At 48.0% G+C, this 25,562-nt stretch carries 21 protein-coding genes, 1 tRNA gene and 1 pseudogene; 18 read left to right on the top strand and 5 right to left on the bottom strand.

Going from position 1 to position 25,562, the window contains the following annotated elements:
* Positions 1-210: 210 nt before the first annotated feature.
* A pseudogene (locus HQ49_RS09985) lies at positions 211-438 on the top strand (IS5/IS1182 family transposase); the annotation flags it as partial.
* A 296-nt stretch (positions 439-734) separates the two neighbouring features.
* On the opposite strand, the gene HQ49_RS09980 reads toward HQ49_RS09985, so the two are convergent.
* On the bottom strand, positions 735-1,553 hold the full coding sequence (locus HQ49_RS09980; protein ID WP_039419734.1) for a T9SS type A sorting domain-containing protein: 819 nt from the start codon (positions 1,551-1,553) through the stop codon (positions 735-737).
* Positions 1,554-1,841: 288 nt separating this feature from the next.
* On the opposite strand from HQ49_RS09980, the gene HQ49_RS09975 reads away from it, so the two are divergent.
* Positions 1,842-4,727: a hybrid sensor histidine kinase/response regulator transcription factor gene (locus tag HQ49_RS09975; protein WP_039419737.1), complete on the top strand. Its 2,886-nt coding sequence runs from the start codon at positions 1,842-1,844 to the stop codon at positions 4,725-4,727.
* Between the two features lie 81 nt (positions 4,728-4,808).
* Here the strand turns inward: HQ49_RS09975 and HQ49_RS09970 are convergent, their stop codons facing one another.
* Positions 4,809-6,026 carry a T9SS type A sorting domain-containing protein gene (locus tag HQ49_RS09970; protein ID WP_039419733.1) on the bottom strand — a complete coding sequence of 406 codons (1,218 nt, stop codon included), beginning with the start codon at positions 6,024-6,026 and terminating at the stop codon, positions 4,809-4,811.
* Between the two features lie 268 nt (positions 6,027-6,294).
* Positions 6,295-6,387 carry a DUF1661 domain-containing protein gene (locus tag HQ49_RS12370; protein WP_230587254.1) on the bottom strand — a complete coding sequence of 31 codons (93 nt, stop codon included), beginning with the start codon at positions 6,385-6,387 and terminating at the stop codon, positions 6,295-6,297.
* Here HQ49_RS12370 and HQ49_RS12365 point away from each other — a divergent pair.
* The 10 genes from HQ49_RS12365 (at position 6,356) to HQ49_RS09920 (ending at position 17,006) form a co-directional block, all read left to right on the top strand.
* Positions 6,356-6,424 carry a DUF1661 domain-containing protein gene (locus HQ49_RS12365; protein WP_230587268.1) on the top strand — a complete coding sequence of 23 codons (69 nt, stop codon included), beginning with the start codon at positions 6,356-6,358 and terminating at the stop codon, positions 6,422-6,424. The genes HQ49_RS12370 and HQ49_RS12365 overlap by 32 nt on opposite strands.
* 352 nt (positions 6,425-6,776) lie before the next feature.
* Entirely contained in the window at positions 6,777-7,367 is a 591-nt protein-coding gene (locus tag HQ49_RS09965; RefSeq protein WP_018965750.1) for a hypothetical protein, read from the top strand.
* 3 nt (positions 7,368-7,370) lie between these two features.
* Positions 7,371-8,303 (top strand): DUF2764 domain-containing protein, encoded by a 933-nt coding sequence (locus tag HQ49_RS09960; RefSeq protein ID WP_039419732.1) that lies wholly within the window; start codon positions 7,371-7,373, stop codon positions 8,301-8,303.
* Between the two features lie 9 nt (positions 8,304-8,312).
* A complete protein-coding gene (locus tag HQ49_RS09955) occupies positions 8,313-10,067 on the top strand; it encodes a V-type ATP synthase subunit A (protein ID WP_018965748.1) in 1,755 nt (584 codons plus the stop codon).
* An 11-nt stretch (positions 10,068-10,078) separates the two neighbouring features.
* The gene (locus HQ49_RS09950; RefSeq protein WP_039419731.1) at positions 10,079-11,398 is read left to right on the top strand and encodes a V-type ATP synthase subunit B; all 1,320 of its coding nucleotides are present in this window, start codon (positions 10,079-10,081) and stop codon (positions 11,396-11,398) included.
* Between the two features lie 15 nt (positions 11,399-11,413).
* Entirely contained in the window at positions 11,414-12,028 is a 615-nt protein-coding gene (locus tag HQ49_RS09945) for a V-type ATP synthase subunit D (RefSeq protein WP_018965746.1), read from the top strand.
* A complete protein-coding gene (locus tag HQ49_RS09940) occupies positions 12,025-13,839 on the top strand; it encodes a V-type ATP synthase subunit I (protein WP_039419730.1) in 1,815 nt (604 codons plus the stop codon). The genes HQ49_RS09945 and HQ49_RS09940 overlap by 4 nt, the downstream gene beginning before the upstream one ends.
* 53 nt (positions 13,840-13,892) lie before the next feature.
* A complete protein-coding gene (locus HQ49_RS09935) occupies positions 13,893-14,369 on the top strand; it encodes an ATP synthase subunit C (RefSeq protein ID WP_004583476.1) in 477 nt (158 codons plus the stop codon).
* A 613-nt stretch (positions 14,370-14,982) separates the two neighbouring features.
* A complete protein-coding gene (locus HQ49_RS09925; protein WP_039419736.1) occupies positions 14,983-16,653 on the top strand; it encodes an AMP-binding protein in 1,671 nt (556 codons plus the stop codon).
* A gap of 137 nt (positions 16,654-16,790) precedes the next feature.
* Positions 16,791-17,006, top strand: a complete 216-nt coding sequence (locus HQ49_RS09920; RefSeq protein WP_018965741.1) for a PG1828 family lipoprotein — start codon at positions 16,791-16,793, stop codon at positions 17,004-17,006.
* 224 nt (positions 17,007-17,230) lie between these two features.
* On the opposite strand, the gene HQ49_RS09915 is transcribed toward HQ49_RS09920, so the two are convergent.
* On the bottom strand, positions 17,231-17,734 hold the full coding sequence (locus HQ49_RS09915; protein ID WP_018965740.1) for an RNA polymerase sigma factor: 504 nt from the start codon (positions 17,732-17,734) through the stop codon (positions 17,231-17,233).
* 133 nt (positions 17,735-17,867) lie between these two features.
* On the opposite strand from HQ49_RS09915, the gene HQ49_RS09910 reads away from it, so the two are divergent.
* Together HQ49_RS09910 and eno are read left to right on the top strand one after the other, a co-directional pair.
* Positions 17,868-18,287, top strand: a complete 420-nt coding sequence (locus HQ49_RS09910; protein WP_052073483.1) for a YkvA family protein — start codon at positions 17,868-17,870, stop codon at positions 18,285-18,287.
* Between the two features lie 209 nt (positions 18,288-18,496).
* On the top strand, positions 18,497-19,774 hold the full coding sequence (gene eno / locus HQ49_RS09905; RefSeq protein WP_039419728.1) for a phosphopyruvate hydratase: 1,278 nt from the start codon (positions 18,497-18,499) through the stop codon (positions 19,772-19,774).
* Between the two features lie 164 nt (positions 19,775-19,938).
* Here the strand turns inward: eno and HQ49_RS09900 are convergent, their stop codons facing one another.
* Positions 19,939-20,550: a porin family protein gene (locus tag HQ49_RS09900; RefSeq protein WP_026292315.1), complete on the bottom strand. Its 612-nt coding sequence runs from the start codon at positions 20,548-20,550 to the stop codon at positions 19,939-19,941.
* Positions 20,551-20,793: 243 nt separating this feature from the next.
* On the opposite strand from HQ49_RS09900, the gene HQ49_RS09895 reads away from it, so the two are divergent.
* From HQ49_RS09895 to HQ49_RS09880, 4 genes are all read left to right on the top strand, one after another.
* Positions 20,794-20,866, top strand: a tRNA-Lys gene (locus HQ49_RS09895).
* Positions 20,867-21,169: 303 nt separating this feature from the next.
* Positions 21,170-22,273: a redox-regulated ATPase YchF gene (gene ychF, locus HQ49_RS09890; protein ID WP_039419727.1), complete on the top strand. Its 1,104-nt coding sequence runs from the start codon at positions 21,170-21,172 to the stop codon at positions 22,271-22,273.
* Positions 22,274-22,485: 212 nt separating this feature from the next.
* Entirely contained in the window at positions 22,486-24,507 is a 2,022-nt protein-coding gene (ftsH, locus tag HQ49_RS09885; RefSeq protein WP_039419726.1) for an ATP-dependent zinc metalloprotease FtsH, read from the top strand.
* A gap of 28 nt (positions 24,508-24,535) precedes the next feature.
* A complete protein-coding gene (locus tag HQ49_RS09880) occupies positions 24,536-25,390 on the top strand; it encodes a phosphatidate cytidylyltransferase (protein WP_039419725.1) in 855 nt (284 codons plus the stop codon).
* The last annotated feature ends 172 nt before the right edge of the window (positions 25,391-25,562 follow it).

Genomic DNA, 25,562 nt, shown 5'->3' with positions numbered 1-25,562 from the left:
ATAAAATCACGGTTAAAAGGAAAGAGTCCGGTGCAATACCGAACTCTTTCTATAACCGGATAATGTTTAACCTGTCCAACTTTTTGGGTGCACTTCACAAATCTTTTTGGTTGGGGGGCTTACTAAAACGAAATCTGACGAAATCCAACTTATTTACTAGGATTGCAAGATCTATTGAGTATCATCTCAAAAGTTTAGCGGACAGCAATAAAATTATTCTGCAAGCGAGCAGGCATTGAACCAACCATTGGACATTTGAAATCAGATCATCGTTTAGTCTGCAACTTTTACAAGGGATTGATAGGGGATGCTATCAACATCCTACTGGCTGCAGCTGCCTATAATTTCAAAAGAGCCATGAAAGCTCTTTGGCTCATGATCAAAATAATAAGTGAGAAACCATTTGATAATTGCATCTGGCTTAAAGGGCGTTTTTAAGGGACGACCAGGTAAGTTGTACTATGCATTAGCCAAAACACCATTGAGCCTACCCATACAGAAAACTAAGTCGGCTTTGACTCCGTTGCTGCAGGACTGGAAAAATAAAGCGTACTCCGCTTCGGAATCAGCTTCTGGTCTATTTTCTTTCTCGCTTTTTATGGCTGATTAGGTGTTTATCCCACTTGAAGGCGTCACGAATAAAAAAGAAAAACACAGCGAATTTCGATTCGCTGTGTTTTTACGATAGTTATACCTGAAAAGGGTCATGCCTATCAGATATAAGGGTACTCAAATTAGATAGCCAGCTTGATGCTCTTAGTACCTACACGGAGAATATACATACCCTTCTGAGGAGCTGCAATCGTTTCGCTAACGCCGGTGTAAACAACCTTACCGTTCATGTCGAACAGAGATACTTGACGACCATTAGCTCCCGCTACATAGATAACGCCATTCTGAACATAAGCATTAGCCTTGTCGTTGGTGAGAACAGCCTCAACACCTTCACCCTTGCTCAAATGAACAACGATATAGAAGTTGTAATTTAAGGAAGGAACTTCTTGATGAAGAGATGCGAACGGTGGTAAAGTTTCTCCGTCTTCTGAGAGAGAAATCAAATCTCCATAACCGTCAATTGCAGGACCCGGGTCGCATCCGAGAGGATATCCTCCATTAGTGTTGGCAATGTAACCGATCGTGTATGTCTTACCGGCTTCAATCTTTACACCTGCCTTAAGAGCAAGATTGTTGATCTGCCCCATTGTCGGAGCGTTTTCTTGTGATTCGCCCAAAACAGTCATGTCATCAGCCCATACAGCAGAAGTGTACTTGCAATCTTCGTATCCGGGGAAGAAATCAACACTTTTGATTTCCCAGCCAACATAGTTTTCGAGATCATCACTGTCAAATTTAGCTGCTGCAGCCATGAGTGCAGGGCCATTTGTTCCAATAGAAGAAACTTGCTCACCCAAATCTCCACAAACTTGGATAGTGGCTTCTTCACGAGGTTGTTGTACAGAATTGTTCTGTACTTTGATTGCGCTCAATGACTGAGCACCGGCAAAACTAACTGCGCCCAAAAGAGCAGCACCAATGAGTAATGCTTTTTTCATTTTTCGTTTGTTTTATTAAGTTATACTTGTTGGACGAAGTGGTAGAAGCCATGGACTTCTGCTACTTCTATTCTCTGTCTTTTCTTAGTTTGTCTTTGTGCCGAAAGCGAAGAAAAAACATATTCATCTTTTTACCGGCACCGACTCCGCAAATATAAGAAATAATTCAAATGGAGCTTCACTCTCCTCACAATATTGTTTTACGAACCATATTTATGTGTTAGATTATCCGTGTTTGATTAGTTTTACACCGGAATTACCGGAATTGACTTGCACATAGAGAGCCAGATGAAGAAACTTTTCCCATTATTACTCATATTGTCGATTTTTGTCGGATGTGGTAAAAAAGAAAAACACTCTGTAACTGAAATCGCCCGAGAGAAAAAGCGTATCGCAGCATTGCTGTACGAAAAAGAACTCTCCGCTGACTCTGTCAAAGAGCTTTATGAGAACAGCGTACAGGACAAGAATCTCGTGGGACAAATGCTATTCGCGATCGAGGTCGGCAAACGGATGCGCAATATATCCCAATACACAGAAGCAATGCTATATCACCAAAAAGGGTTGAACGCTGCATTGGCTCTAAGGGATACCATCGTAGCCGTACAGGCATGGAACCACCTTGGAACGGATAGTCGTCGTATCGGTGCTTTCGCTGAAGCTTCGGACTATCATTACAAGGCTCTCTCCCTGATAGAATCTTTTAGCGGGAACCAGAATAAGACTGCTATCAAAGCCAGATCGGCAGCCCTGAACGGCATTGGCAATATCAATCTTGAGTTAGGATACCATGATGAAGCCGAAAAGAATTTCCTGGAAGCACTGCGAGGAGAGAAAGAACTCGAGAGTTCTCTCGGGCAAGCTATCAACTATGCGAACCTCGGACGTATCTATCGACAACGCAAAGAATACGACAAAGCACGTACCTACTTCCTTCTGTCTCTGGAGCAGAACAATATGGCGGAGAATCTGATGGGTATCGGACTCTGTAGTATCAATCTCGGAGAAGTAGACGAAGAAAAAGGGGATTATCAAAAGGCTTTACAAGAGTATGCTACGGCGTACAAACTGATGGAGCAGTTGTCCGATCGATGGCATTGGTTGAACTCCTGTATCCCGATGGCACGTATCAATCTTAAACAGGGGAACGAAAAGCTCTACCAGCATTTCATTTCTTTGGCCGAAGAGACTGCGAAAGAAATTAATTCGACTTCGCATCTGATAGAAATATACAACCTCCAATACGAGAACCTTAAGCGTAAAAAGGAATACAAACAAGCCCTCGAATCATTCCGTCTTAGCAAGACGTTGAGCGACAGTATGTCCATTGCGCACAAGGTCAGCAGCATACAAGAGACGCGATTCAACTACGAACGCAACAAGTCCCAAAAAGAGCTTGAAGAAATACAACAGGTAAGCAAGGCAAAACAAGAGAAATCTAAGTTTATCCTCTTGAGTACTCTTTTTGCCCTTTTCATCTCGATTCTTTTGATTTCTGTTCTGACATATGCATACCGTCAGGGTAAGAAGCACAACAAACTGATCAAAGAGACGGATAAGCTTCGCTCCAGCTTTTTCACCGGCATTACACACGAATTTCGTACGCCGATCACCGTCATACAAGGCTTGAATGAGAAAATGAGGTCGAGTCCTGATCTCCAAGCATCGGACAGAGCCGAACTGCACAAGATAATAGACAGACAAAGTAGCCATATGCTGAATTTGGTGAATCAGCTGTTGGATATTTGCAAGATCAGAAGCGGAATATCCACACCCGAATGGCGCAATGGCGACATCGTCTCCTTCGTACAGATTCTCATCGATTCATTTACTCCATACGCACAAGCTCAGGACATAACTTTGGAACTGCAAGCTGAGAGCAAACCTATTGTCGTGGACTTCATCCCCTCCTACTTGCAAAAGATCATATCCAATCTTTTGTCCAATGCCATCAAGTATTCTTTTGCCGGAGGGAGAGTGGTCATATCTCTGGCAAAAACCAAGAATGAGAAAAATCTGATCATACGCGTTGCAGACAACGGTATAGGAATAGATAAAACCGATCAGGCTCATATCTTCGACATCTTCTATCGAGGACAGTCTGCTACCGAAAAGCATGGATCGGGTGTCGGACTCTCGTTTACCAATATACTGGTCGAAAACCTTCGTGGTACGATCAAAGTAGAAAGCCAGCCCGGGAAAGGAAGTGCCTTCACCATCAGTATCCCTACACAGAACCAGTCCTCTTCGGCAGAGATTCTTCCTTGGCTACACTCCTCCGATGACATTGTCATGCCTGTCCACGTCGAGTCCGATGACTCGGCGACATCTCAGGTGGCAGCGGCTCCGAATCATCGCTTCGAGGACGAACGTCCGACCATACTGCTCGTCGAGGACAATAAGGATATCAACCTGCTCGTCAAACTCCTCCTTTGCGATCGCTTCAATGTGCTATCTGCCGCAAACGGAAAAGAGGGTATAGCCCTCGCTACCGAGCATATTCCCGACATCATCATTACGGACATTATGATGCCGATGATGGATGGGATAGAAATGACGATCCGGATGAAACAATCGCCTCTGCTCTGCCATATTCCCATTGTCGCTTTGACGGCCAAGAGTACCGAGCAGGACAGATTGGAGGGAATCAAAAGCGGTGTAGCCTCTTATCTGTGCAAGCCATTCTCTCCGGAGGAACTTCTGGTGCAGATCGAGCAGCTTCTGAAAGACCGTGAGTCGCTCAAGAAGTTCTATATGCAAAAACTCATGCTGGATCGGAAGCCGGAGGAGGAGGAACCTCAACCGATAGACGACAGCAGCATGCAGTTCCTCCTTGCTGCCAAGGATGCAGTGTCCGGTGGGGTCAAACAGAATCCAGACTTTTCCGCTCAGGACTTGGCCGAAAAAATGTGCATGAGTCCATCCCAGCTCAACAGAAAGCTCACGAGTGTCGTAGGTTGCTCCGCCATCGGCTATATCCAGCAGATCAAGATAAAATTGGCCTGCAAGCTTCTTGCCGATGAGAGCAAAAACATCTCCGACATCAGCATTGAGGCAGGCTTTTCGGATCCGGCTTACTTCTCTCGCACTTTCAAACGCTACATGAACTGCTCTCCCTCCCAATACCGGCAAAAGCTTATGGCCATGCCGAAGAGCAATACCGAGACGACTTGACCCCTTATAGCAAAAGGAGCTTTACGCAAGGGTGATCCTTGTCATACAGCTCCTTTGAGCGAATTTCGATTAGGTGCTACATCATCGAATCACGACTTTCCTCACAAAGGCTCCCTGATCCGTATTCACTTTAAGCAGGTATGTCCCTTGGGTCAAAGATGCGACACCCATTTCCACCTTGTCGCCACTCACGGCACACTCACGGACAAGCTTACCCTGCAAGTCGTACATGCTCAGATGCGTGATGCCATTGGCCAGAATCACTAACCGGTCCGTTGTCGGATTGGGATAGACTGCCACCTGAGCTTCTGTCGAAGGTGTTGCCATCGAGGTGAGAGCCTTGTACGTATAGATATAGTCGAACACAGGAGTAGCCACATCCCCTTCGTAAGAGGAATAAGTCTCTTTCAGCCGCATTGCATTGAATCCGTACATATTAGGCCAGGTCTGTTCCGGCATTGACGGAATGGCAATGACATTTGCGGAGATGGACTTGTCGCTCTCGATGTCTCGCTTGTACACCTTCGTGTCGGTACCGTTAATAGCCAAATATTGTATGCAGATATTGTCCTCATAGGTGTATTCCTCTCTTTTGAGTACCTGCCATGCCTTTCCTTGTTGGACGACGAAGTACTCGGCCTTTACCATATTATCTGCATCGTCATAGCTGTATTCCGTTTTGCCGGCATCTGAATAGGCTGTCCCCATTGCATTGCTCAGCACTTCGCTGACCAACAGACCTTTTTCATTATAGTGATACGTATTCTTTTGGGACTCTGCCCCGAAAGCAAAAGAAATCCAGTGGGTCAGTCTGCCCTGTGCATCATAATGATATTCCAAGCGTGAGATAGGTGTATTCGGATCCATTACCAGCATGAATACTTCCCTTACGCTCATCTTTCCCTCGGCGTCATAGGTATACTTGAATCGGGTGTCGAGTGCAGGCTCTCCACCACCGAACGAGATATAAAGATCCACATGCGATATTCGGCCGTTGGCATCGTAGTAAATGGAGTCCGTGGATTTTCTTACCCCTTTGGCTTTTATGTCACGAGCGATATAGCGGTTGTTCTCATCGAAGATAAAGTGGGTATCCGCAGACTGATCTGTGGAGACGGTCGCTGTAAGAAGCCACTCGGCGTTGTCTTTCTGTACACGTTTTGGGGTCGGGAGAGTGCGAACACCTCCGGCAATATCTTCTTTCGAAAAAGGTTTGTAAGAAGAATTGTCCTTGGTTTGGCCCGTGGCTGCAAAGAAAGCTCCGAAGGCAATCAAAGAAATAATAGTCGTTTTTTTCATTTCAATAATGATTATTGGATTGTATGACTTAAGATGGATCGACAATTGCCCCGATCTCTATTGGGTAATTTTTCGGGATAAATATAAATATTAAAGTTTGGAAAAAGACGTTTACGTACAAATAATGAGTGAATATGGAGCTTACGACCGGATTTTAAGTGTCCCTCTTTGTGGCAATGACTCAGGAACTATGATTATGGGGAATACAATACTCTATTACAAATAGCCATTAAAAAAGTCCGGAATACATCATCTCTGTTGGGCCTGTTTACGTGCCAAAATTTTTGCGTTTGTTGCTCCTGAAAACGTGGCGCGAGAATTTTTTGCTTTTGGTTCGGGGAGTAAAAAAATCTCGCGCCAAAACGAAAAAATTCTCACGCCGTTTTTTCAGGATTTAGGCACCACAATCGGAGCGTTTCTGGCTCGTAAACACAAAGCAACAGCTTTGCGGATATTGATCCGGTGGACCGACATCGAAACTCTATGGCTTCATATCGGAGGATAGCCCCTGTCCGAAAGGCCGAAACTCGGTACTATATCGAATACGGATTTATAATTGCTAAACGACAAATTGCCTCTCCTTTTGACCGATGCTTGCACCTTGCTGCTTGGCTATATCGGGAGGCCTTGCAAAAGGCTCATGCCACAGAAGCGCAAAAGCGTGAAACTGATTGTGATTTACGGATTTGTACTATCTTTGCAGACGCTTAATTCGGAATCAAATACTACCATAATAAAGAATCAAGAACAATGGACTCTAAAATCCAGGAACTAACTGACAAAATTTATCGCGAAGGTGTCGAAAAAGGCAACGAACAGGCCGCGAAAATTATCGCTGAGGCTGAGGCCAAAAGCGCAGAGACGATCAATAATGCCAAGGCTGAGGCCGAGCGCATTGTAAGCGATGCAAAGAAGAAGGCAACTGAATTTCAGCAGAATACGGAATCCGAACTGAAGCTTTATGCCGGTCAGATGCTGGAGTCGCTCAAGAGTACCATTGTGGATCAGATTACCGGCGAGATCGTGTCGGCTAATGTGAAAGCGGCATCGACCAACCCCGAATTTATGCAGCAGATGATGCTCGATATGGCCAAGAATTGGGCATCGGGCGAAAACATCATTATTTCCACGCAAAACGCCGCTGCCCTTCAATCCTATTTCGAGAGCAACGCCAAAGAATTGCTCAACAATAAGGTGACGGTCAAAGAGGTGAACAATCAACCGGTGGCCTACACCATCCAACCTCAGGATGGCTCTTACAAGATCCAATTCGGCGAGGAAGAGTTCATCAATCTCTTCAAGAGTTTCTTGCGCCCCAGGCTGGTAGAAATGCTTTTCTAAGTCATGGCCAAATATTACGCCACTGTAGCCGGTCTGCCCAACATCACTGTGGAAGATCGGAAATTGCCGTTTACTTCCCTGCAGTTCCTTCAGGAGCTAAGGCCTATCCTGAGTCGTACGGATAACAAGCTCTTCGACCTCCTGCTTTGGGAGCAGGAGAATCGGTTCCTGCTGCGCTATCTGGAAGACAGCGAGAAAGCCAAGGCCGACGAATCCCGGCCGACTCTCTTCTCTTATGATACGCTGGATGGTATCATAGCAGCCTATCGGGAGAAACGTGTCATGCCCCGTATGGATTCGTTGCCGGAGCATTTCCGGACATTCTTGTCCGAAAAGCTGACCGAAATGTTCCGCGAGGAAGAAGAGAGCGAAGAGGGACAGATGTCCCTGTCGGATACCGAAGAAGGCAAAGCACGCCTGCCGATCTCCGACGAAGATCGTCTGGCCATGTACTATTATGAATATGCCATGAAATGCGGCAACGACTTCCTCGAAGAATGGTTTGCCCTGAATCTGCATATCAAGAACATCTTGGCTGCGATCACGTGTCGGAAGCTGGGCTGGAATCCGATCAATTATATTGTCGGTACCGGCGAAATAGAAGACAAATTGCGTACGTCACGGGCTCGTGACTTCGACTTGGGCGAAGAACTGCCTTATCTGTCCACACTCTTTTCTGTCGGTGAGGAGACGGACATTACCAAACGTGAACGTCTGCTCGATGTGATTCGTTGGGAGTGGCTCGAAGAGTCGGTATTCAACCGTGTATTCACCATAGAGCGTTTGCTCTGCTATTATTTGGAACTGGCGATCATCGAGCGTTGGGTGAAGTTGGACGAAAAGACGGGAGAGGAGACTTTCCGCCGCATCGTCAAGACACTCAAACACGAGAGCGCAGAGTCATTGGACGAGTTCAGAAGAAATCAAAAGAAATAAATCAAGATAATGGCTACAAAAGGAGTTGTTAAGGGGATTGTGTCCAACCTCGTGACCGTGGAGGTCGATGGGCCGGTTTCCCAAAATGAAATTTGCTACATCGATGTCAATGGCACCAAGCTGATGAGCGAGGTGATCAAGGTGATCGGCAAGAATGCTTATGTGCAGGTTTTCGAAAGTACCCGCGGTATGCACGTAGGAGATGAGGCAGAGTTTACCGGCAGTATGCTTGAGGTAACGCTCGGCCCCGGTATGCTCTCGAAGAACTACGACGGTTTGCAACACGACTTGGACAAGATGGACGGGATCTTCCTCAAACGAGGCGACTATACTCCCGCTCTCGATGACGACAAGCTGTGGGAATTCAAGCCTCTGTCCAATGTAGGTGACAATGTGATCGCAGGCTCATGGCTCGGAGAGGTGACGGAGAATTTCCAACCGCACAAGATCATGGTGCCTTTCGTTTTCGAAGGCAATTACAAGGTGAAGAGTCTGGCCAAAGCCGGTTCGTACAAAGTGAACGACGTGATCGCTGTGGTAACGGATCAGGACGGGAAAGACCACAATGTAACCATGGTACAGAAGTGGCCGGTGAAGCGTGCCATCACTTGCTATCGCGAGAAGCCGCGTCCTTTCAAGCTGCTCGAAACGGGTATCCGTATCATCGACACTTTCAACCCCATCGTAGAGGGTGGTACGGGATTTATCCCCGGTCCTTTCGGTACGGGTAAGACGGTGCTCCAGCATGCTATCTCGAAGCAGGCGGAAGCCGATATCGTGATCATTGCAGCCTGTGGTGAGCGTGCAAACGAGGTCGTGGAGATCTTTGCGGAATTCCCCCACCTGAACGACCCTCACACGGGACGCAAATTGATGGAGCGTACCATTATTATTGCCAATACGTCGAATATGCCTGTGGCTTCGCGTGAGGCATCCGTATATACGGCCATGACGATAGCCGAGTACTATCGCTCCATGGGACTTCGCGTGCTGATGATGGCAGACTCCACTTCGCGTTGGGCACAGGCTCTGCGTGAGATGTCCAACCGTCTGGAAGAGCTCCCCGGACCGGATGCTTTCCCGATGGACTTGTCGGCTATCGTGGCCAACTTCTATGCTCGTGCAGGATACGTTTACCTGAACAACGGTTCGGCCGGTTCGGTAACGTTCATCGGTACGGTATCTCCCGCCGGTGGTAACCTCAAAGAGCCTGTGACGGAAAACACCAAGAAAGTGGCTCGCTGCTTCTATGCTTTGGAGCAGAATCGTGCCGACCGCAAACGTTATCCGGCTGTAAATCCCATCGACAGTTACTCGAAGTACATCGAATATCCCGAATTCGAGAGCTATATATCGAACCACATCAGTGCAGACTGGACTACTAAGGTGAATGAGCTGAAGATGCGCTTGCATCAGGGTAAAGAAATTGCCGAGCAGATCAATATCCTCGGTGATGATGGTGTACCCGTTAGCTATCACGTAGTCTTCTGGAAAGCAGAGTTGATCGACTTTGTGATCCTTCAGCAAGACGCTTTCGACGATGTCGATTGCAACAGCTCGCTCGAGCGTCAGGAGCTGATGCTCAGCAGAATAACGGACATCTGTCGTACGGAATTCGATTTCGAAGACTTCCTCGAGGTTTCGGACTATTTCAAGCGAATGATCAATACCTTCAAGCAGGTGAACTACTCTCAGTTCAAAAGTGCCGAATTCGACAAATACAATAAAGAGTTGGACGCTATTCTGGCCGAACGCATCAAATAAATTAGATAGTTATGTCAAAACAAGCTTTTCAGAAAATATATACGAAGATTACCAATATCACCAAGGCAACCTGCTCTTTGCGTGCCACCGGTGTGGGTAATGAAGAGTTGGCCACTATCGATGGCCGATTGGCTCAGGTGGTGCGTATTCAGGGCGAAGATGTAACCCTGCAGGTATTTGCCGGTACGGAGGGGATCCCCACCGATGCCGAAGTAATATTCATGGGCAAAGCTCCTACGCTCAAAGTGGGAGATCAGCTGGCCGGCCGTTTCTTCAACGCTTATGGCGAACCTATCGACGGAGGCCCCCAACCGGAAGGAAAAGAAGTGGAGATCGGCGGCCCGTCCGTTAATCCCGTGCGTCGTAAGCAGCCTTCAGAGCTGATCGCTACCGGTATCGCCGGTATCGACCTGAACAATACTTTGGTGACGGGACAGAAGATTCCTTTCTTCGCCGACCCCGACCAGCCGTTCAATCAGGTAATGGCCATGGTAGCCCTCCGAGCCGAGAGTGATAAGATTATCCTCGGTGGAATGGGTATGACCAACGACGACTACTTGTTCTTTAAGAATACATTTAGCAATGCCGGAGCACTCGATCGTATCGTGAGCTTTATCAATACGACGGAAGACCCCTCTGTGGAGCGTATCCTCGTGCCGGACATGGCTTTGGCTGCTGCCGAATACTTTGCCGTTGAGAAGCATGAGAAAGTGCTCGTGCTGCTGACGGACATGACCAACTATGCGGATGCTTTGGCCATCGTATCGAACCGTATGGACCAGATCCCCTCTAAGGACTCTATGCCCGGATCGCTCTATTCGGATTTGGCCAAAATCTACGAAAAGGCAGTACAGTTCCCCGATGGCGGTTCTATCACGATTATCGCCGTGACCACTCTTTCCGGAGGAGACATTACGCACGCTGTGCCGGACAACACCGGTTATATCACGGAGGGTCAGCTCTATCTCCGTCGCGACAGCAACGTGGGTAAGGTCATCGTAGACCCCTTCCGAAGCCTCTCCCGTTTGAAGCAGCTCGTTATCGGCAAGAAGACGCGCGAAGACCACCCTCAGGTGATGAACGCGGCCGTTCGTCTATTCTCCGATGCAGCCAACGCTCAGACCAAGATGGAGAATGGTTTCGACCTTACGGACTACGACAATCGTGCGCTCGAATTCGCCAATGACTACTCTCGTCAGCTCTTGGCCATAGACGTAAACGTGAATACGACAGAGATGCTCGACACGGCATGGGAGCTATTCTCTAAGCACTTCAAACCGACCGAAGTGAATATCAAGCAGCAGCTTGTGGACACTTACTGGAAGAAATAATAAGCTTGCGATACAATGGCTATTAAGTTTCAATACAACAAAACCTCTCTCCAGCAGCAAGAAAAGCAGCTTAAGATGCGAGAGCGTACCTTGCCCACGATCAAAAGCAAGGAGAGCGCACTGCGTCTGGAGGTGAAGCGGACGAAGGATGAGGTGGAGCGATTGGAACGCCAACTGGAAGAAGAGATCGTAGGCTACCAAAGCATGGTAAGCCTGTGGAACGAATTCAAGCCTGATCTGATCAGCGTGGAGGGTGTCAAGCTCTCGGCGAAGAAGGTGGCAGGTGTGGTCGTTCCCGTACTGGACGATATTTCTTACACCATCAAGCCATTCAGTTTGTTCAATGCCCCGTCATGGTTTGCCGAAGGCATTGACCTGCTGAAGAACTTGGCCCACACCGGAATCGAGGCTGAGTTCCTCGGTCTGAAGTTGGAGTTCCTCGAATATGCACGCAAGAAGACTACACAGAAGGTGAATCTTTTCGAGAAAGTGCAGATCCCCGGCTACAAAGACGCCATACGCAAGATCAAACGCTATCTGGAGGATGAAGAGAGTTTGTCCAAATCCTCTCAGAAGATTATGCGTGCCAATATGGAGAAACGTAATAAAGAAGAGGAGGTGATGGCATGATTACCGCAATGAACAAATACCTTTTCCTGATTTATCACCGTGAGTACGAAACCTTCCTCGAGAAGTTGCGTACGATCGGAGTGGTACACATTCGGGAAACCAAGGCTACAAAAGATGTGGCGGAATTGCAGGAACTCCTCAATCTACGTAAAGAGATTGCCCAGACCAAGCGCATGCTCGCTTCGTACAAGAGCGAAAATGCTCCCGCCGAACAAACCCTGAGCCTTGGATCTCAAGCTGACGGTGAGGCGGCTATGCAGGACGCTCAAGCTCTTTTCGCAGAAGAGACTCGTCTGAAAAGTGCTATCCACTCTAAGAAGCGGGAAGTGGAGCATATGGAGGTTTGGGGACAGTTTGACTTCGCCTCCATCGAAAGACTACGGAAGGCGGGCTACGAGGTGAACTTTTACTCTTCTTCCTCTTCGGGATACAAAACGGAATGGGAGGAAAAGTTCGGGGCTGTGCCTATCAATACCGTACGCTCCACTGTTCATTTTATCACCATTGGTCACAATCAGGATGCCAAGCCCGATGCCGAGCGAATCAAACTGCCTGATCATGATCTGGCCACACTCCGTCAGCAGCAGGAGGAGCTGGAGGCCCAATTGGAGGCGAATGCGAAGGACAAGACCGCGTTTGCAGACAATCGAATGGCCGAGCTGACTGCGTATGACAAACTTTTGTCGGATAAGTTCGCCTTTACCAGTGCCATGGTACAAGCCGAAGGGCAAGCAGACGACAAGCTGATGCTGCTCGAAGGCTGGGTGCCTGTGTCGGACGCTTCGACCATGGAGCAGGCATTGGCCGGAGAAGGCTACTATGTAGAGCAGATGCAGATAGAAGAAGGAGACAAGGTGCCCATCAAGCTGAAGAACAATTTCTTCGCGCGGCTCTTCGAACCTATCACGAAGATGTATTCTCTGCCTAACTACGGAGAGCTGGATCCCACACCATTCCTTGCGCCGTTTTTTATGCTCTTCTTCGGGCTTTGCTTCGGCGACGGAGGCTATGGCTTGCTTATTCTGCTCGCTTCTACCCTCTTCAAGGGGAAGGCCGGCAAGGATTTGAAGCCGATACTCACTCTTTTCCAATGGTTGGGAGGGGCTACGACGATAATCGGTCTGCTCACCGGTTCGTTCTTCGGTATAGCATTAGCCGAAGTACCGCAGTTGGCAAGCATCAAGAAGTACTTCCTGAATCAGGACAATCTGATGACTTTGTCCGTTGTCATCGGTCTGATACAAATCATTTATGCCAAGGTTTTGGCCGGTATCAAGATCAAAATTCAACGCGGAGTGAAGTATAGCTTGGCTACGTTCGCGTGGGCAGTCATTATCACGGCGGTGATATTGGCATTCACTTTGCCTATGATAGCACCGAAGGTGCCGGAAGCGGTGATCAACGTCATGTTCGGCATTGCTGTTGCCGGAGGTTTGGTCGCGTTCTTCTACAACTCACCGGGCAAGAATCCGTTTGTCAATTTCGGTAGCGGCTTGTGGACGGCTTATAACACAGCATCAGGACTTTTGGGCGATACGCTCTCATACATCCGACTGTTTGCGATCGGACTCACGGGTTCTATCCTCGGTGGCGTATTCAATACGTTGGCTACAGATATGACTGCTTCGATGAGTATTGTACCTCGGATCATCGTGATGCTGATCATTTTGCTGATCGGTCATGGCCTGAACTTCGGTCTTACGATGATCAGTTCCCTTGTTCACCCCATTCGTTTGACATTCGTAGAGTTCTATAAGAACAGCGAATTTGAGGGAGGAGGCAACCAATACACACCGTTCAAACGCTCCTAAATCATAAAAGAACAATTCAAAAAATCATAACAACTAAACAACACAAAAGTATTATGGAACAAATGTTAGCTTATCTCGGTATTGCATTGATGGTTGCATTGACCGGTATCGGAAGTGCCATCGGCGTAACGATCTGCGGTAACACTACTGTTGGCGCAATGAAGAAGAACCCCGATTCATTGGGTCTCTACATCGGTCTTAGCGCACTTCCCAGTTCACAGGGTCTCTACGGCTTCGTGGGCTTCTTTATGGCTTCCGGATTGATCACCAAATTGGTTGCAGCCAATGCTCTTACGCTGCTTGCAGGTTGGGCTATTTTCTTCGCCGGTTTGGCATTGGGTGTAGTAGGTCTGATGTCTGCTATTCGTCAAGCACAGGTATGCGCCAATGGTATCCAAGCTATCGGCGGTGGTCACAACGTATTCGGTGCTACCATGGTGATGGCTGTGTTCCCGGAGCTTTATGCTATCTTGGCACTTCTCGTGTCTATCCTGATCTTCGGTAGCGTTCCCGGCATGGTCGGAGCTTAATCCGAAGGAGGGTCTCAGTCCATACGAACAGTACTGTTGGCAAGTAAGGCCTAAAACAGCAAGAATCGTTTCTCATAGGCCTTGGCCTAAGGAACAAACACCAAGGGGTGTGCCGGAACGTAATGTTTCTGCACACCCTTTTTCTTTATGGAGAGGTGAATTCGATCCATCGTAACCTTGGCAATACGTCCCAAAAATTCTGTAATTGCGGTCTGTGTCTTCTGAAGCAGGTGGAGCCGGAATTTTTTCGTTCCGGCGCGTAAATTTTTTGCTTCTCGCGCCACAATCGAAAAGGTTACGCGCCACATTTCTGGGAGTAGCAAACAGGAAAATTTTGGTGCCGGGAAGGATCTTGAAATCCCTCATAGACCCTCTCTGCACTTAGATCCAGCCTGCATTATGAAAGACTGGTGTATGGTTCATGTCGTTAGCTTATACATCGAATAGAGATTCGGATCCGAACCTGATCGTCGCATAAGGCCGTTTTCCGAAGAAGCTATTTGAAGACGCAGCTCGCCTTTTGATTCGATCGTCCCGTTATCGTCAGGGTGTCATTTGCTCGTTTTATGGCTTTTTGTGTATTTTTGCACAGGATATGTGTTTTTGTGCATATATGGTCGAACAGAATTTCATCAGACTTTATCAGAGTAGTTTTCGGGAGCATTGGTCACTTCCGGCACTAACCAACTACGATACAGGGGAAAGTTATACATATGGCGAGATGGCTGCCGATATTGCTCGCAGACATCTGCTCTTTGAGCGTATTGGAATCAAGCAGGGCGACAAGGTGGCACTCCTTGGCAAAGACTCAGCCGAGTGGTGCATAGTTTTTATGTCTGTCATCACGTATGGAGCGATCATCGTTCCCATCTTGCCGGATTTCAATGCTATTGATGCCGCAAGTATTGTAACTCATTCCGACGCCAAGTATCTTTTTGTCTCGGACAAAATATGGGAGACGATGGATCCGGCTCAGCTTCCCCTATTGAGCGGAGTTGTTTCCATTCGTGATTATACCGTCTTTTTGGATCGTACCGAAGGGGGCATCCTCTCTCAAGAGGTGGAGGGATTGGATCGCTCCTTTTCCGAACGCTATCCTTCGGGGTTCGTGGCAGGGGATATTCGCTACGCAGAGATCTCGAATGACGAGCTTATCCTGCTGAATTATACTTCCGGAACGACGGGATTCAGTAAAGGTGTCATGCTGCGTGCCAATAATTTGGCCGGCAATGTGACCTATGTGATGGATCGCGATATTATGTTTCGAGGGGAGACGATCCTTTGTTTTCTTCCCTTGGCGCATACGTATAGCTGCGCGTTCAACTTCCTGACAGCATTGACTATCGGAGTACATGTGTACATTTTGGGCAAAATTCCTTCGCCTGCTACTCTTATCAAGGCTTTTGCTGATGTGCGCCCTTCATTTATAATCGTGGTGCCGCTCATTATAGAGAAACTGTATCACAAGGCGATAGCTCCGAAAATCAAGAAACCGCTGATCAAGTTTTTGCTGACATTGCCTTTCTTGAAACAGATGATCCACAAATCAATTCGGAACAAACTGATCGAATCATTCGGTGGCAACTTCCGACAAGTCATTGTGGGAGGAGCCGCTCTCAATGATGAAGTGGCTCATTTCCTCCATCGGATCGGGTTTCCGCTTACAGTGGGCTATGGTATGACGGAATGCGGGCCTCTGATCAGCTACGAAGATCACAGCCTGTGGCTACCCGGTAGCTGTGGCAAATCGCTCTCGATCATGGAGGTGCGCATCGGTCATTTGCAACAAGAAGGTAGTGGCAATAGTGATGTGGGAGAGATCCAAGTACGCGGAGAGAATGTTTGTCTCGGTTACTATAAGAATACCGAACTGACAGCCGAGCTTTTTACTCCCGATGGGTGGATGCGTACAGGAGATCTCGGTACCATAGATAGCTTAGGAAATATCTTTATCAAAGGCCGGTCCAAGACCATGCTCCTCGGATCAAACGGACAGAACATCTATCCGGAGGAAATAGAATCGAAGATCAACAATTTGTCCTATGTCCTTGAAAGCATCGTCACAGAGCGAGACGGACGCCTGGTCGCGCTTGTCGTTCCCGATAGACAGGCGATAGAACATAAAGGTCTCTCTCTCGAGCAGGCTTGGACGCAAATCGAAAAGAGCCGGGTGGAATTGAATGCCCAAGTAGCCGCATATGAGAAGATAACGGCTTTTATTCGTCATGACGAAGAGTTCGAAAAGACGCCCAAGCGGAGTATCAAACGATTCCTTTATACCTGATCCCGTGGCGCCGTCTGTCATCAGGTAGGAATCAACACGAAATAAACAGCATTTGTCCGTTTTTTTGCTGGTACCGAAAGAAACTGTATATTTGCGCCGTTATAGAACATTAATTACACTTTTAACCCCAAAAGGAAATGAAGAAATTTGTTGCTTTTGCAGCTGTAATCGCAGCTGTATCATTCGCTTCTTGCAACTCTCAGGCTAAGACTGAAGAAGCTGCTGACTCTACGGCTATGGATTCTGCCACTTTGGTAGAAGAGGCAGCTCCTGTAGTTGATACTGCTGCTATGCAGATCGATTCTGCTGCAATGAAGGCTGAAGAAGCTGCTACTGAACAGGCCGCTCAATAATCCAACGGCTATTTAGCATCCCCCGAATCATTTGTGGGGTAAGATATAAGTCTGACTTCAAGAGAGTCGGACTTATGTCTCTTTTTCAGTTATGAACTTCTCGCCTTAGCGAGCTGTTGCAACAAAAAAGGGTATTCGTTATCGGCCTTTCAGAGGCTTTAACGAATACCCTTTTTTGATACTGTCTGTCGATGGAGGCTGTGTACCCCTCCCGGGGCAGGCTGTTATCTCATGTCCTTGAGTTGCTGCTGTAGTTCCTGTCTGGCAAGGAATATACGGCTCTTCACCGTACCCAGAGGGATTCCAAGCGTCTCGGATATTTCATTGTATTTATATCCGCTCACGTACATGGAGAACGGTTGCTTGAGCGTTTCGTTCAGCGATGCGATAGCAGCGGTTATTTCCTTGATGGCCATGGTGCCGTCAGGCGTATCCTCTCCTCCTTCATTGAGTATGGGGACATTGTACGGATCGCTATTCGGATCGATGACTGTTTGCGAACGAACCAGCTTGTGGTAGTTGTTGATGAAGATATTTCGCATGACAGTGAGCACCCACCCTTTGAAGTTGACGTTGTCAACGAATTTGTCTTCATTGTTGAGGACTCGGAGTGTTGTATCTTGGAGCAAATCTTCTGCGTCATCCAGATTGGCAGTCAGAGTCAAGGCAAAATTGCGCATGTTGTCTTGCAGACTCAGAAGTTTTTCGCGAAATTGCACACTATTCATAATAAGCTGTTTCTTTGTTGTTGAAGCCAATGGTTGGAAGATTCGTTCCCTCCTGCCACTGAGACAAAGATAATCGAATAGGTGAGATTCATTAATAAACAGCGTATTAAGTACAATAGATGGTATCAATGATATGAAAAGAAACGATCCACGGAAAGAGCGGAAAGGTTTTCGCAAAGGCTTTGTGGAAAAGCTCCCGACGACCTTGTCCGATATATCTTACTACGCCTCTTACTATCAGGAAAATGCACTGGTGAGTAAGGTGCTAAAGTGTTGCCGACTTATCGGCCGGTTTGGCACCACACAAGTGCTGACGCTTTATTATATGTTGCAGGCCAGGGAGATGACAATGAAAGAGAAGTTGCTTCTTGCAGGAGCTCTGGGCTACTTTCTCTTACCGATCGACCTCATTCCTGATTTTGCCATGCCATTTATCGGTTTTACGGACGACCTTGCTGTCACGTCCATTGTGCTGAGGATTTTGAGTCGCCATATCACTCCGGCCATTCGCGAAAAGGCTCGCTTGCGTGCTGCCGCTATCTTTGAGGATTGATAGAAAAGGAACTCTCCCGAATTAAGGCCTGCCACTGATTATTGGCAGGCTTTTCTTTTTTTATTCTTTTCCTTTTTGTTCGGTTGCAAAGTTCTCTTTGCGGTATCGCAGCAAACGAAAAGATTATTAGGCTTTTAGTGGGAAAAAGGTGTATTTTTGTACGGCTAAGAAAAAGACGTATAATTAATCCTTAGTAATAACGAGAAGAAATGGAAATTGTAAAGATTATTGGCAGGGAGATCCTCGATTCCAGAGGTAATCCGACAGTCGAGGTAGATGTGCACCTGGCCTGTGGCATAATAGGACGCGCTGCAGTACCCAGCGGAGCCTCCACCGGTGAAAACGAAGCTATCGAGCTTCGCGACCAGGACAAAGGTCGCTACTGTGGCAAAGGTGTTCTCAAGGCTGTTAAGAACGTAAATGAAGTGATAGATCCCGCTCTCTGCGGAATGTCAGTATTGGAGCAAACAGCTATTGACCGCAAGCTCATCGAGCTGGATGGTACGAAAACGAAAAGCAACCTTGGCGCAAATGCTATGCTGGGGGTGTCGTTGGCCGTAGCCAAAGCTGCTGCAGCTTATTTGGATATCCCTCTCTACCGATATATCGGTGGTTCGAATACCTATGTGCTGCCTGTGCCTATGATGAATATTATCAACGGAGGTTCTCACTCTGATGCTCCTATCGCATTTCAGGAGTTCATGATCCGCCCCGTGGGTGCATCATCTTTCCGTGAGGGTTTGCGTATGGGTGCCGAAGTTTTCCATGCACTGAAGAAGGTATTGCACGATCGCGGCCTTAGTACTGCTGTTGGAGACGAAGGCGGTTTTGCTCCTGCCCTGAATGGAACGGAGGATGCTATCGAATCCATCCTCAAGGCTGTGGAAGCTGCCGGATACGCACCCGGTAAGGATATTACCATCGCTATGGACTGCGCATCTTCCGAGTTCTTCAAGGATGGCGTTTACGACTATACCAAGTTTGAAGGTGAAAAGGGTAAAAAACGCTCTATCGATGAGCAGGTAGCTTATCTGACCGAATTGGTTGGCAAGTACCCCATCGACTCTATTGAAGACGGTATGAGCGAAAACGACTGGGAAGGCTGGAAGAAGCTCACGGCTGCCTTGGGTGATAAGGTTCAGCTTGTCGGCGACGACCTCTTCGTTACCAATGTGGAGTTCCTACGCCGTGGTATTGCGGAGAAGTGTGGCAACTCCATCCTTATCAAGGTAAACCAGATCGGTACGCTCACTGAGACGTTGAATGCTATCGAGATGGCACACCGACACGGCTTTACCAGCGTTACATCGCACCGCTCCGGAGAGACGGAAGACACCACGATCGCAGACATTGCTGTAGCAACCAACTCGGGACAGATCAAGACCGGTTCGCTCAGCCGTACCGACCGTATGGCTAAGTACAACCAACTGCTCCGCATCGAAGAGGAGTTAGGTCCTTGCGCTGTTTACGGCTACATGAAAGTGTAAGCGACAAAGTACACAGCAGGGCACATCTTTCGGCCGAATAGAGGAAAGACTGTGCCTCTGCCAAAAAGAATGCCCCCAAAGTTGTGAAGTGCACCCCAAAAGTTAGACATAAAACTTTTGGGGTGCACTTCACAACTTTGGGGGCATTTATATTGCCGACTTATTTAGAAGCGGACACCAAGACCTACAAAGAAGTCATGATTACGCAACGAGGTCTTATCCGGAGCATCCTTCAGCATATTGAGCAATCCATGCTCATATCCAATTTGTACGTAATAACGGTCGTAGCTCAAGGCTGCAGACAGCCCCAAGCCCAAGTCAAAACGGTTATACCCATTATCGCCAAAGGCATCTACAGAAACTGTAACGTCTACAACTTTAGCCTTGACTTTTCCGGCGACACCATATGCGAAATAGGGGCCTGCTTCCAATGAAATAGCCATGTTGTCAGCAAAGCTAAATCTCATACCGGCATTCACCGGTATTTGCAGATAATGCAAGCGGGTTGTCGTTTCACTTAGTTCCGCCTTAGCACCTCTCATCGTATAGACCAATCCGGGGGCGAGGTAGAATCCATCATTGCTAAGAGCAAACTCAGCAGCGGCACCAACACGTAAGCCTACCATCATCTTGTTGTCTACGCTCGTGTTTGCGGCTTTTTGCATTAAGTTACTACCGACAAAGTTAGCATCCAGTCTGAGTGCAGGACGACTCTGAGCACTTGCAAAACCGATTGTCGCGAGCAGCACAGTAGCTGCCAAAATCATTTTCTTCATTTTTTCGTTCTTTTTTGAGTTTTGTTCTACAATGTAACACACTCTCTCGTTCAAAAGTATGTTTTTATACATACCTTCCAACGCACCAAAGATACACAATGAAACGTTTCTATGATTCAAATGGAAGATTTGCTCTTATTAGGTGGAATCTGCAAAACGAGAAAAACGGACAAAATATTGGATGATATAAAATAATTACATACATTTGCACCGCATTTCGAACGAAGAAATGCTTCTAAGGCTGAATCGCTAGCTCAGCAGGTAGAGCACATCCCTTTTAAGGATGGGGTCCTGGGTTCGAACCCCAGGCGATTCACGAAAGAGAAGAGACTGCACCATAGCCATTATGGTACGGTCTCTTTTCTTTTTTGTTTGACAGACTATTAGCGATAGCCTCAGAGCAGAAGTGGTGAAGGGGGGCAGCATTGTATATTATAGAACTTACGCGGACAGGCTGGCGATAGTAGGTGAGTGCAGGTTTGGAGGAAATTGCACGTCCTTTTGTCCAAGCCTCAGGTGGACAAGATTCGCTATCTTTGCGGACAAGAATAATGGGATTTCTCGGTCGAATAGTCTTTTCTCGTGACTTCCCCTTGAATCAAAAACGAAAAACGACAATATGAGTTTGCAATGCGGTATCGTCGGCCTGCCCAATGTGGGGAAATCGACTCTTTTTAATTGCTTGTCCAATGCGAAGGCGCAGTCTGCCAATTTCCCCTTCTGTACCATTGATCCGAATGTCGGCGTGATCACAGTGCCTGATGAGCGACTGAATGTCCTGGCCGATCTGTGCAAACCCCAACGGCTGATCCCGACCACGGTAGAGATTGTGGATATTGCCGGACTTGTCAAAGGTGCCAGCAAGGGCGAAGGGTTGGGGAATAAATTCCTGGCCAATATCCGAGAAACGGATGCGATACTCCACGTACTTCGATGCTTCGATGATGACAATATCACACACGTGGACGGATCCGTAGATCCTGTACGCGACAAGGAAATCATCGAAACCGAGCTACAGCTCAAGGATCTTGAGACGATAGAAAGCCGCATACAGAAAGTGCAGAAACAGGCACAGACCGGAGGAGACAAACAAGCCAAGTTGGCTTATCAGGTCCTTTCCAAATTCAAAGAAGCTCTTGACGAAGGCAGGAATGCTCGCAGCGTCAATTTCGACACCAAAGACGAACAGCAAATAGCACGCGAACTCTTTCTCCTGACGGCCAAACCGGTCATGTACGTTTGCAATGTGGACGAAGCATCTGCTCTCAGTGGCAACAAGTACGTGGAGGCCGTGCGCGAAGCAGTCAAGGACGAAGATGCCGAAATCCTCGTCGTAGCTGCCAAGATAGAGAGCGAGATCGCCGAGCTGGAGACATACGAAGAGCGACAAATGTTTCTCGAAGAGATCGGTCTGAAAGAATCCGGCGTGAGCCGTCTGATCAAAGCCGCTTATCACTTGCTGAATCTCCAAACCTACTTTACGGCCGGGAGCGATGAGGTCAGGGCTTGGACATTCCTCCGCGGGAGCAAAGCTCCTCAGTGTGCCGGTATCATCCACACCGATTTTGAAAAAGGATTTATCCGTGCCGAGGTTATCAAGTACAATGACTTTGTCAGCCTTGGCAGCGAGCAAGCTGTGAAGGAAGCCGGCAAGATGAGCGTCGAAGGGAAAGAATACGTTGTGCAGGATGGCGACATCATGCATTTCCGCTTCAATGTCTGAACCCATTCTTTCGAATCAAGCTCATTCCTTATCTTTCCCTATAACAAAAACACAGTGCGGTATTCGGAATAACCGTATATCCGGCGGAAGAAACATAAACCAAAAGAGCGGGTCGGCTGTTCTTTTGCAAAGTTATGGTTCAGGATTTCAACGAGTATCGAACAAATGCTCCTGCATCCTTACTAAGTAGAAAATAAAACTGCTCAAACAATATGGCGAACAATGGGAATAACAAGAAACCCGGCAAACCGATGCGTTTCAACCCGATATGGCTCTATGCCCCTGTGTTTCTGATATTGGCCACCCTCTTCTTTGTCGATCGGGATATTACATCTCAGAAAGAACTCAGCTGGAATGAGTTTCAGAATATCGCCAAAAAGCAAGCCTTTACGGACATCGTAGTCAATAGGAAAGAGAACACCCTCAAGGCGAGGGTCGATCCGGCCAAGGTCGATTCGGTATTCAAGAAAGGCGACATCCCGCCCTTTCAGGACAGAGGAAATATCTCAGACTACTATATCAACACACAGATACCATCGGTAGACAAATTCTCCGACTTCTACGACCAAAACCAAATTACGGCTAAGGTGAAGTATGAAGACAGTAAGTTCAGCTTCACTTCTATCCTCATTGCATGGGGCCCACTCATCCTTTTGCTCGTTTTCTGGTTTTGGATGATGCGCCGAATGAGTGGTGGCGGTGGAGGAAGTGGCGGTGGCGGCGGTGTCTTCAACGTAGGCAAATCCAAAGCCAAGCTCTATGATAAGACCAATATCCACGTCACATTCAGCGATGTAGCAGGTCTGCATGAAGCCAAGCAGGAGGTGGAAGAGATCGTTCACTTCCTCAAGAATCCGTCCAAATACACCGAACTGGGAGGAAAGATCCCTAAAGGAGCTTTGCTCGTAGGCCCTCCGGGAACGGGTAAGACCCTATTGGCCAAGGCTGTGGCCGGAGAGGCACACGTTCCTTTCTTCTCTTTGTCCGGTTCGGACTTCGTAGAGATGTTTGTCGGTGTAGGAGCCTCCCGTGTTCGCGACCTCTTCAGACAAGCCAAGGAAAAAGCCCCGTGTATCATCTTCATCGACGAGATCGACGCCGTAGGACGTGCTCGTGGCAAGGGCAACAACTTCTCCGGCAATGATGAGCGTGAGAATACACTCAACCAGTTGCTTACCGAAATGGATGGCTTCGGATCCAATAGTGGTGTGATCATTCTGGCTGCTACCAACCGTGCCGATGTGTTGGATAGTGCTCTGCTGCGTGCCGGACGTTTCGACCGCCAGATCTATGTGGATCTTCCCGACCTGAACGACCGCAAGGAGATCTTCCTCGTGCACCTCAAGCCATTGAAGACCGACAAAAGCGTGGACGTGGAATTCCTGTCGCGCCAAACGCCCGGCTTCTCCGGAGCAGACATCGCCAACGTTTGTAACGAAGCGGCATTGATCGCTGCTCGAAGCAACAAAAACTTCGTCGACAAGGAAGACTTCATGAATGCCGTGGATCGGATCGTAGGCGGATTGGAGAAAAAGAACAAAATCACCACGGAGGAGGAGCGTCGCAGTATCGCCATTCACGAAGCGGGACACGCTACCATCAGTTGGATGCTACGCTATGCCAATCCTCTCGTCAAGGTCACCATCGTACCGCGTGGCAAGGCACTCGGTGCGGCCTGGTACCTGCCGGAGGAACGTCAGATCACAACAACGGAGGCCCTGCAGGATCAGCTTTGTGCCCTTTTGGGTGGACGTGCTGCCGAAGATCTCTTCCTCGGACGTGTATCCACCGGTGCTGCCAATGACTTGGAGCGCGTTACGAAGTTGGCTTATGCTATGGTTACCTATTATGGCATGAGCGACAAGCTGCCCAACATCAACTACTACGAAATGCAGAATGACGGCTGGAATCTGACAAAGCCGTACAGCGATACTACGGCCGAGGTTATCGATGCCGAAGTAAACAGAATAATATCCGAACAATACGAACGCGCCAAGAGTATTCTTCGCGAGCATGAAGCCGGACACCACGAACTGGCAGATCTGCTACTCAAGCGCGAAGTGATTCTGGCCGATGACGTAGAGCGGATATTTGGCAAACGCCCATGGGCTTCGCGTACAGAAGAGTTGCTGGGGCTGAATGCACCGGCTACCGCCACAGAAGAAACAACAGTGGATGCCGAAACGTCCATTCCCGTCGAGGGAGAAGAGAAGACGGAAGAGCATTCCGAATAAAATATAAAGAGACTATCGAGCTTACATTATGAAAGCAGTTTTGATTCGCAGCCTCAGCGGTCTGGTCTATATGGCCCTGATCATCCTTCCCGTTGTACTAAGGGAACCGGCTTTGTTCATAGCGGTTTTTGCCGTTTTCATCGTGTTGGGACTGCGGGAGTTCGCCTCGCTGGTCAATCTGAATCGCACACGTCCCCTTCGGGCATTCATGGACGGACTCTTCGGTGCCTTCCTCTTTGCGGCCATCTTCCTATATGGCAGTGACCGAATGGATGTCACGATATTTATCCCGTATATCTTCTATGTCCTCTACACCATGGTGCGCAGTCTGTATTCGGATCGTCATAAGGCCGGATCGGATAATAGCCGCACTTTCATGGGGCATCTGTATATAGCGGCTACGCTTGGTTTGGGGAGTCTCCTGCTCGTTCCCGAAAGTATCGGGAGGGAGCTGGCCGTCGGACAATCAGCCGACATCAGTCCTCACTACTTCCTCTTCGTTTTTGTCCTGATATGGCTGAACGATACGGGAGCATTCATCGCCGGTTCGCTTTTCGGCAGGCATACCCTCTTTAAGGCTATTTCCCCCAAGAAGACCTGGGAGGGCTTCATCGGAGGATTGCTATTCACCATAGCCGGAGCATTATTGGCCGGTCACTATTCCGGTTCGGACAAGCATCCGGCTGAGCTGGCTCTCTTTGCCCTGCTGGTAACGGCCATGGCCACTTGGGGGGATCTGTATGAGTCCAACCTCAAACGCAATGCAGGAGTGAAGGATTCCGGTCATATCATTCCCGGACATGGAGGCATACTGGACCGGCTGGACAGTGCTTTCTTCGTATTCCCGGCCGTCTATCTTTTCATTCTGATCTTCGGATTGTAAGCATCTTTTCCGGCCATCCGTTCCGATGAGGAAAAGAGACCGGAGGAAGCTCTAAAAACAAGCACCCCCCAAAATGAAGTGCACCCAAAAAGTTGGACAGGTTAAACATTATCCGGTTATAGAAAGAGTTCGGTATTGCACCGGACTCTTTCCTTTTAACCGTGATTTTATT

Source organism: Porphyromonas gulae (assembly GCF_000765945.1).
Taxonomy (GTDB): domain Bacteria; phylum Bacteroidota; class Bacteroidia; order Bacteroidales; family Porphyromonadaceae; genus Porphyromonas; species Porphyromonas gulae.
This window is presented reverse-complemented; position numbering and strand designations above follow the sequence as displayed.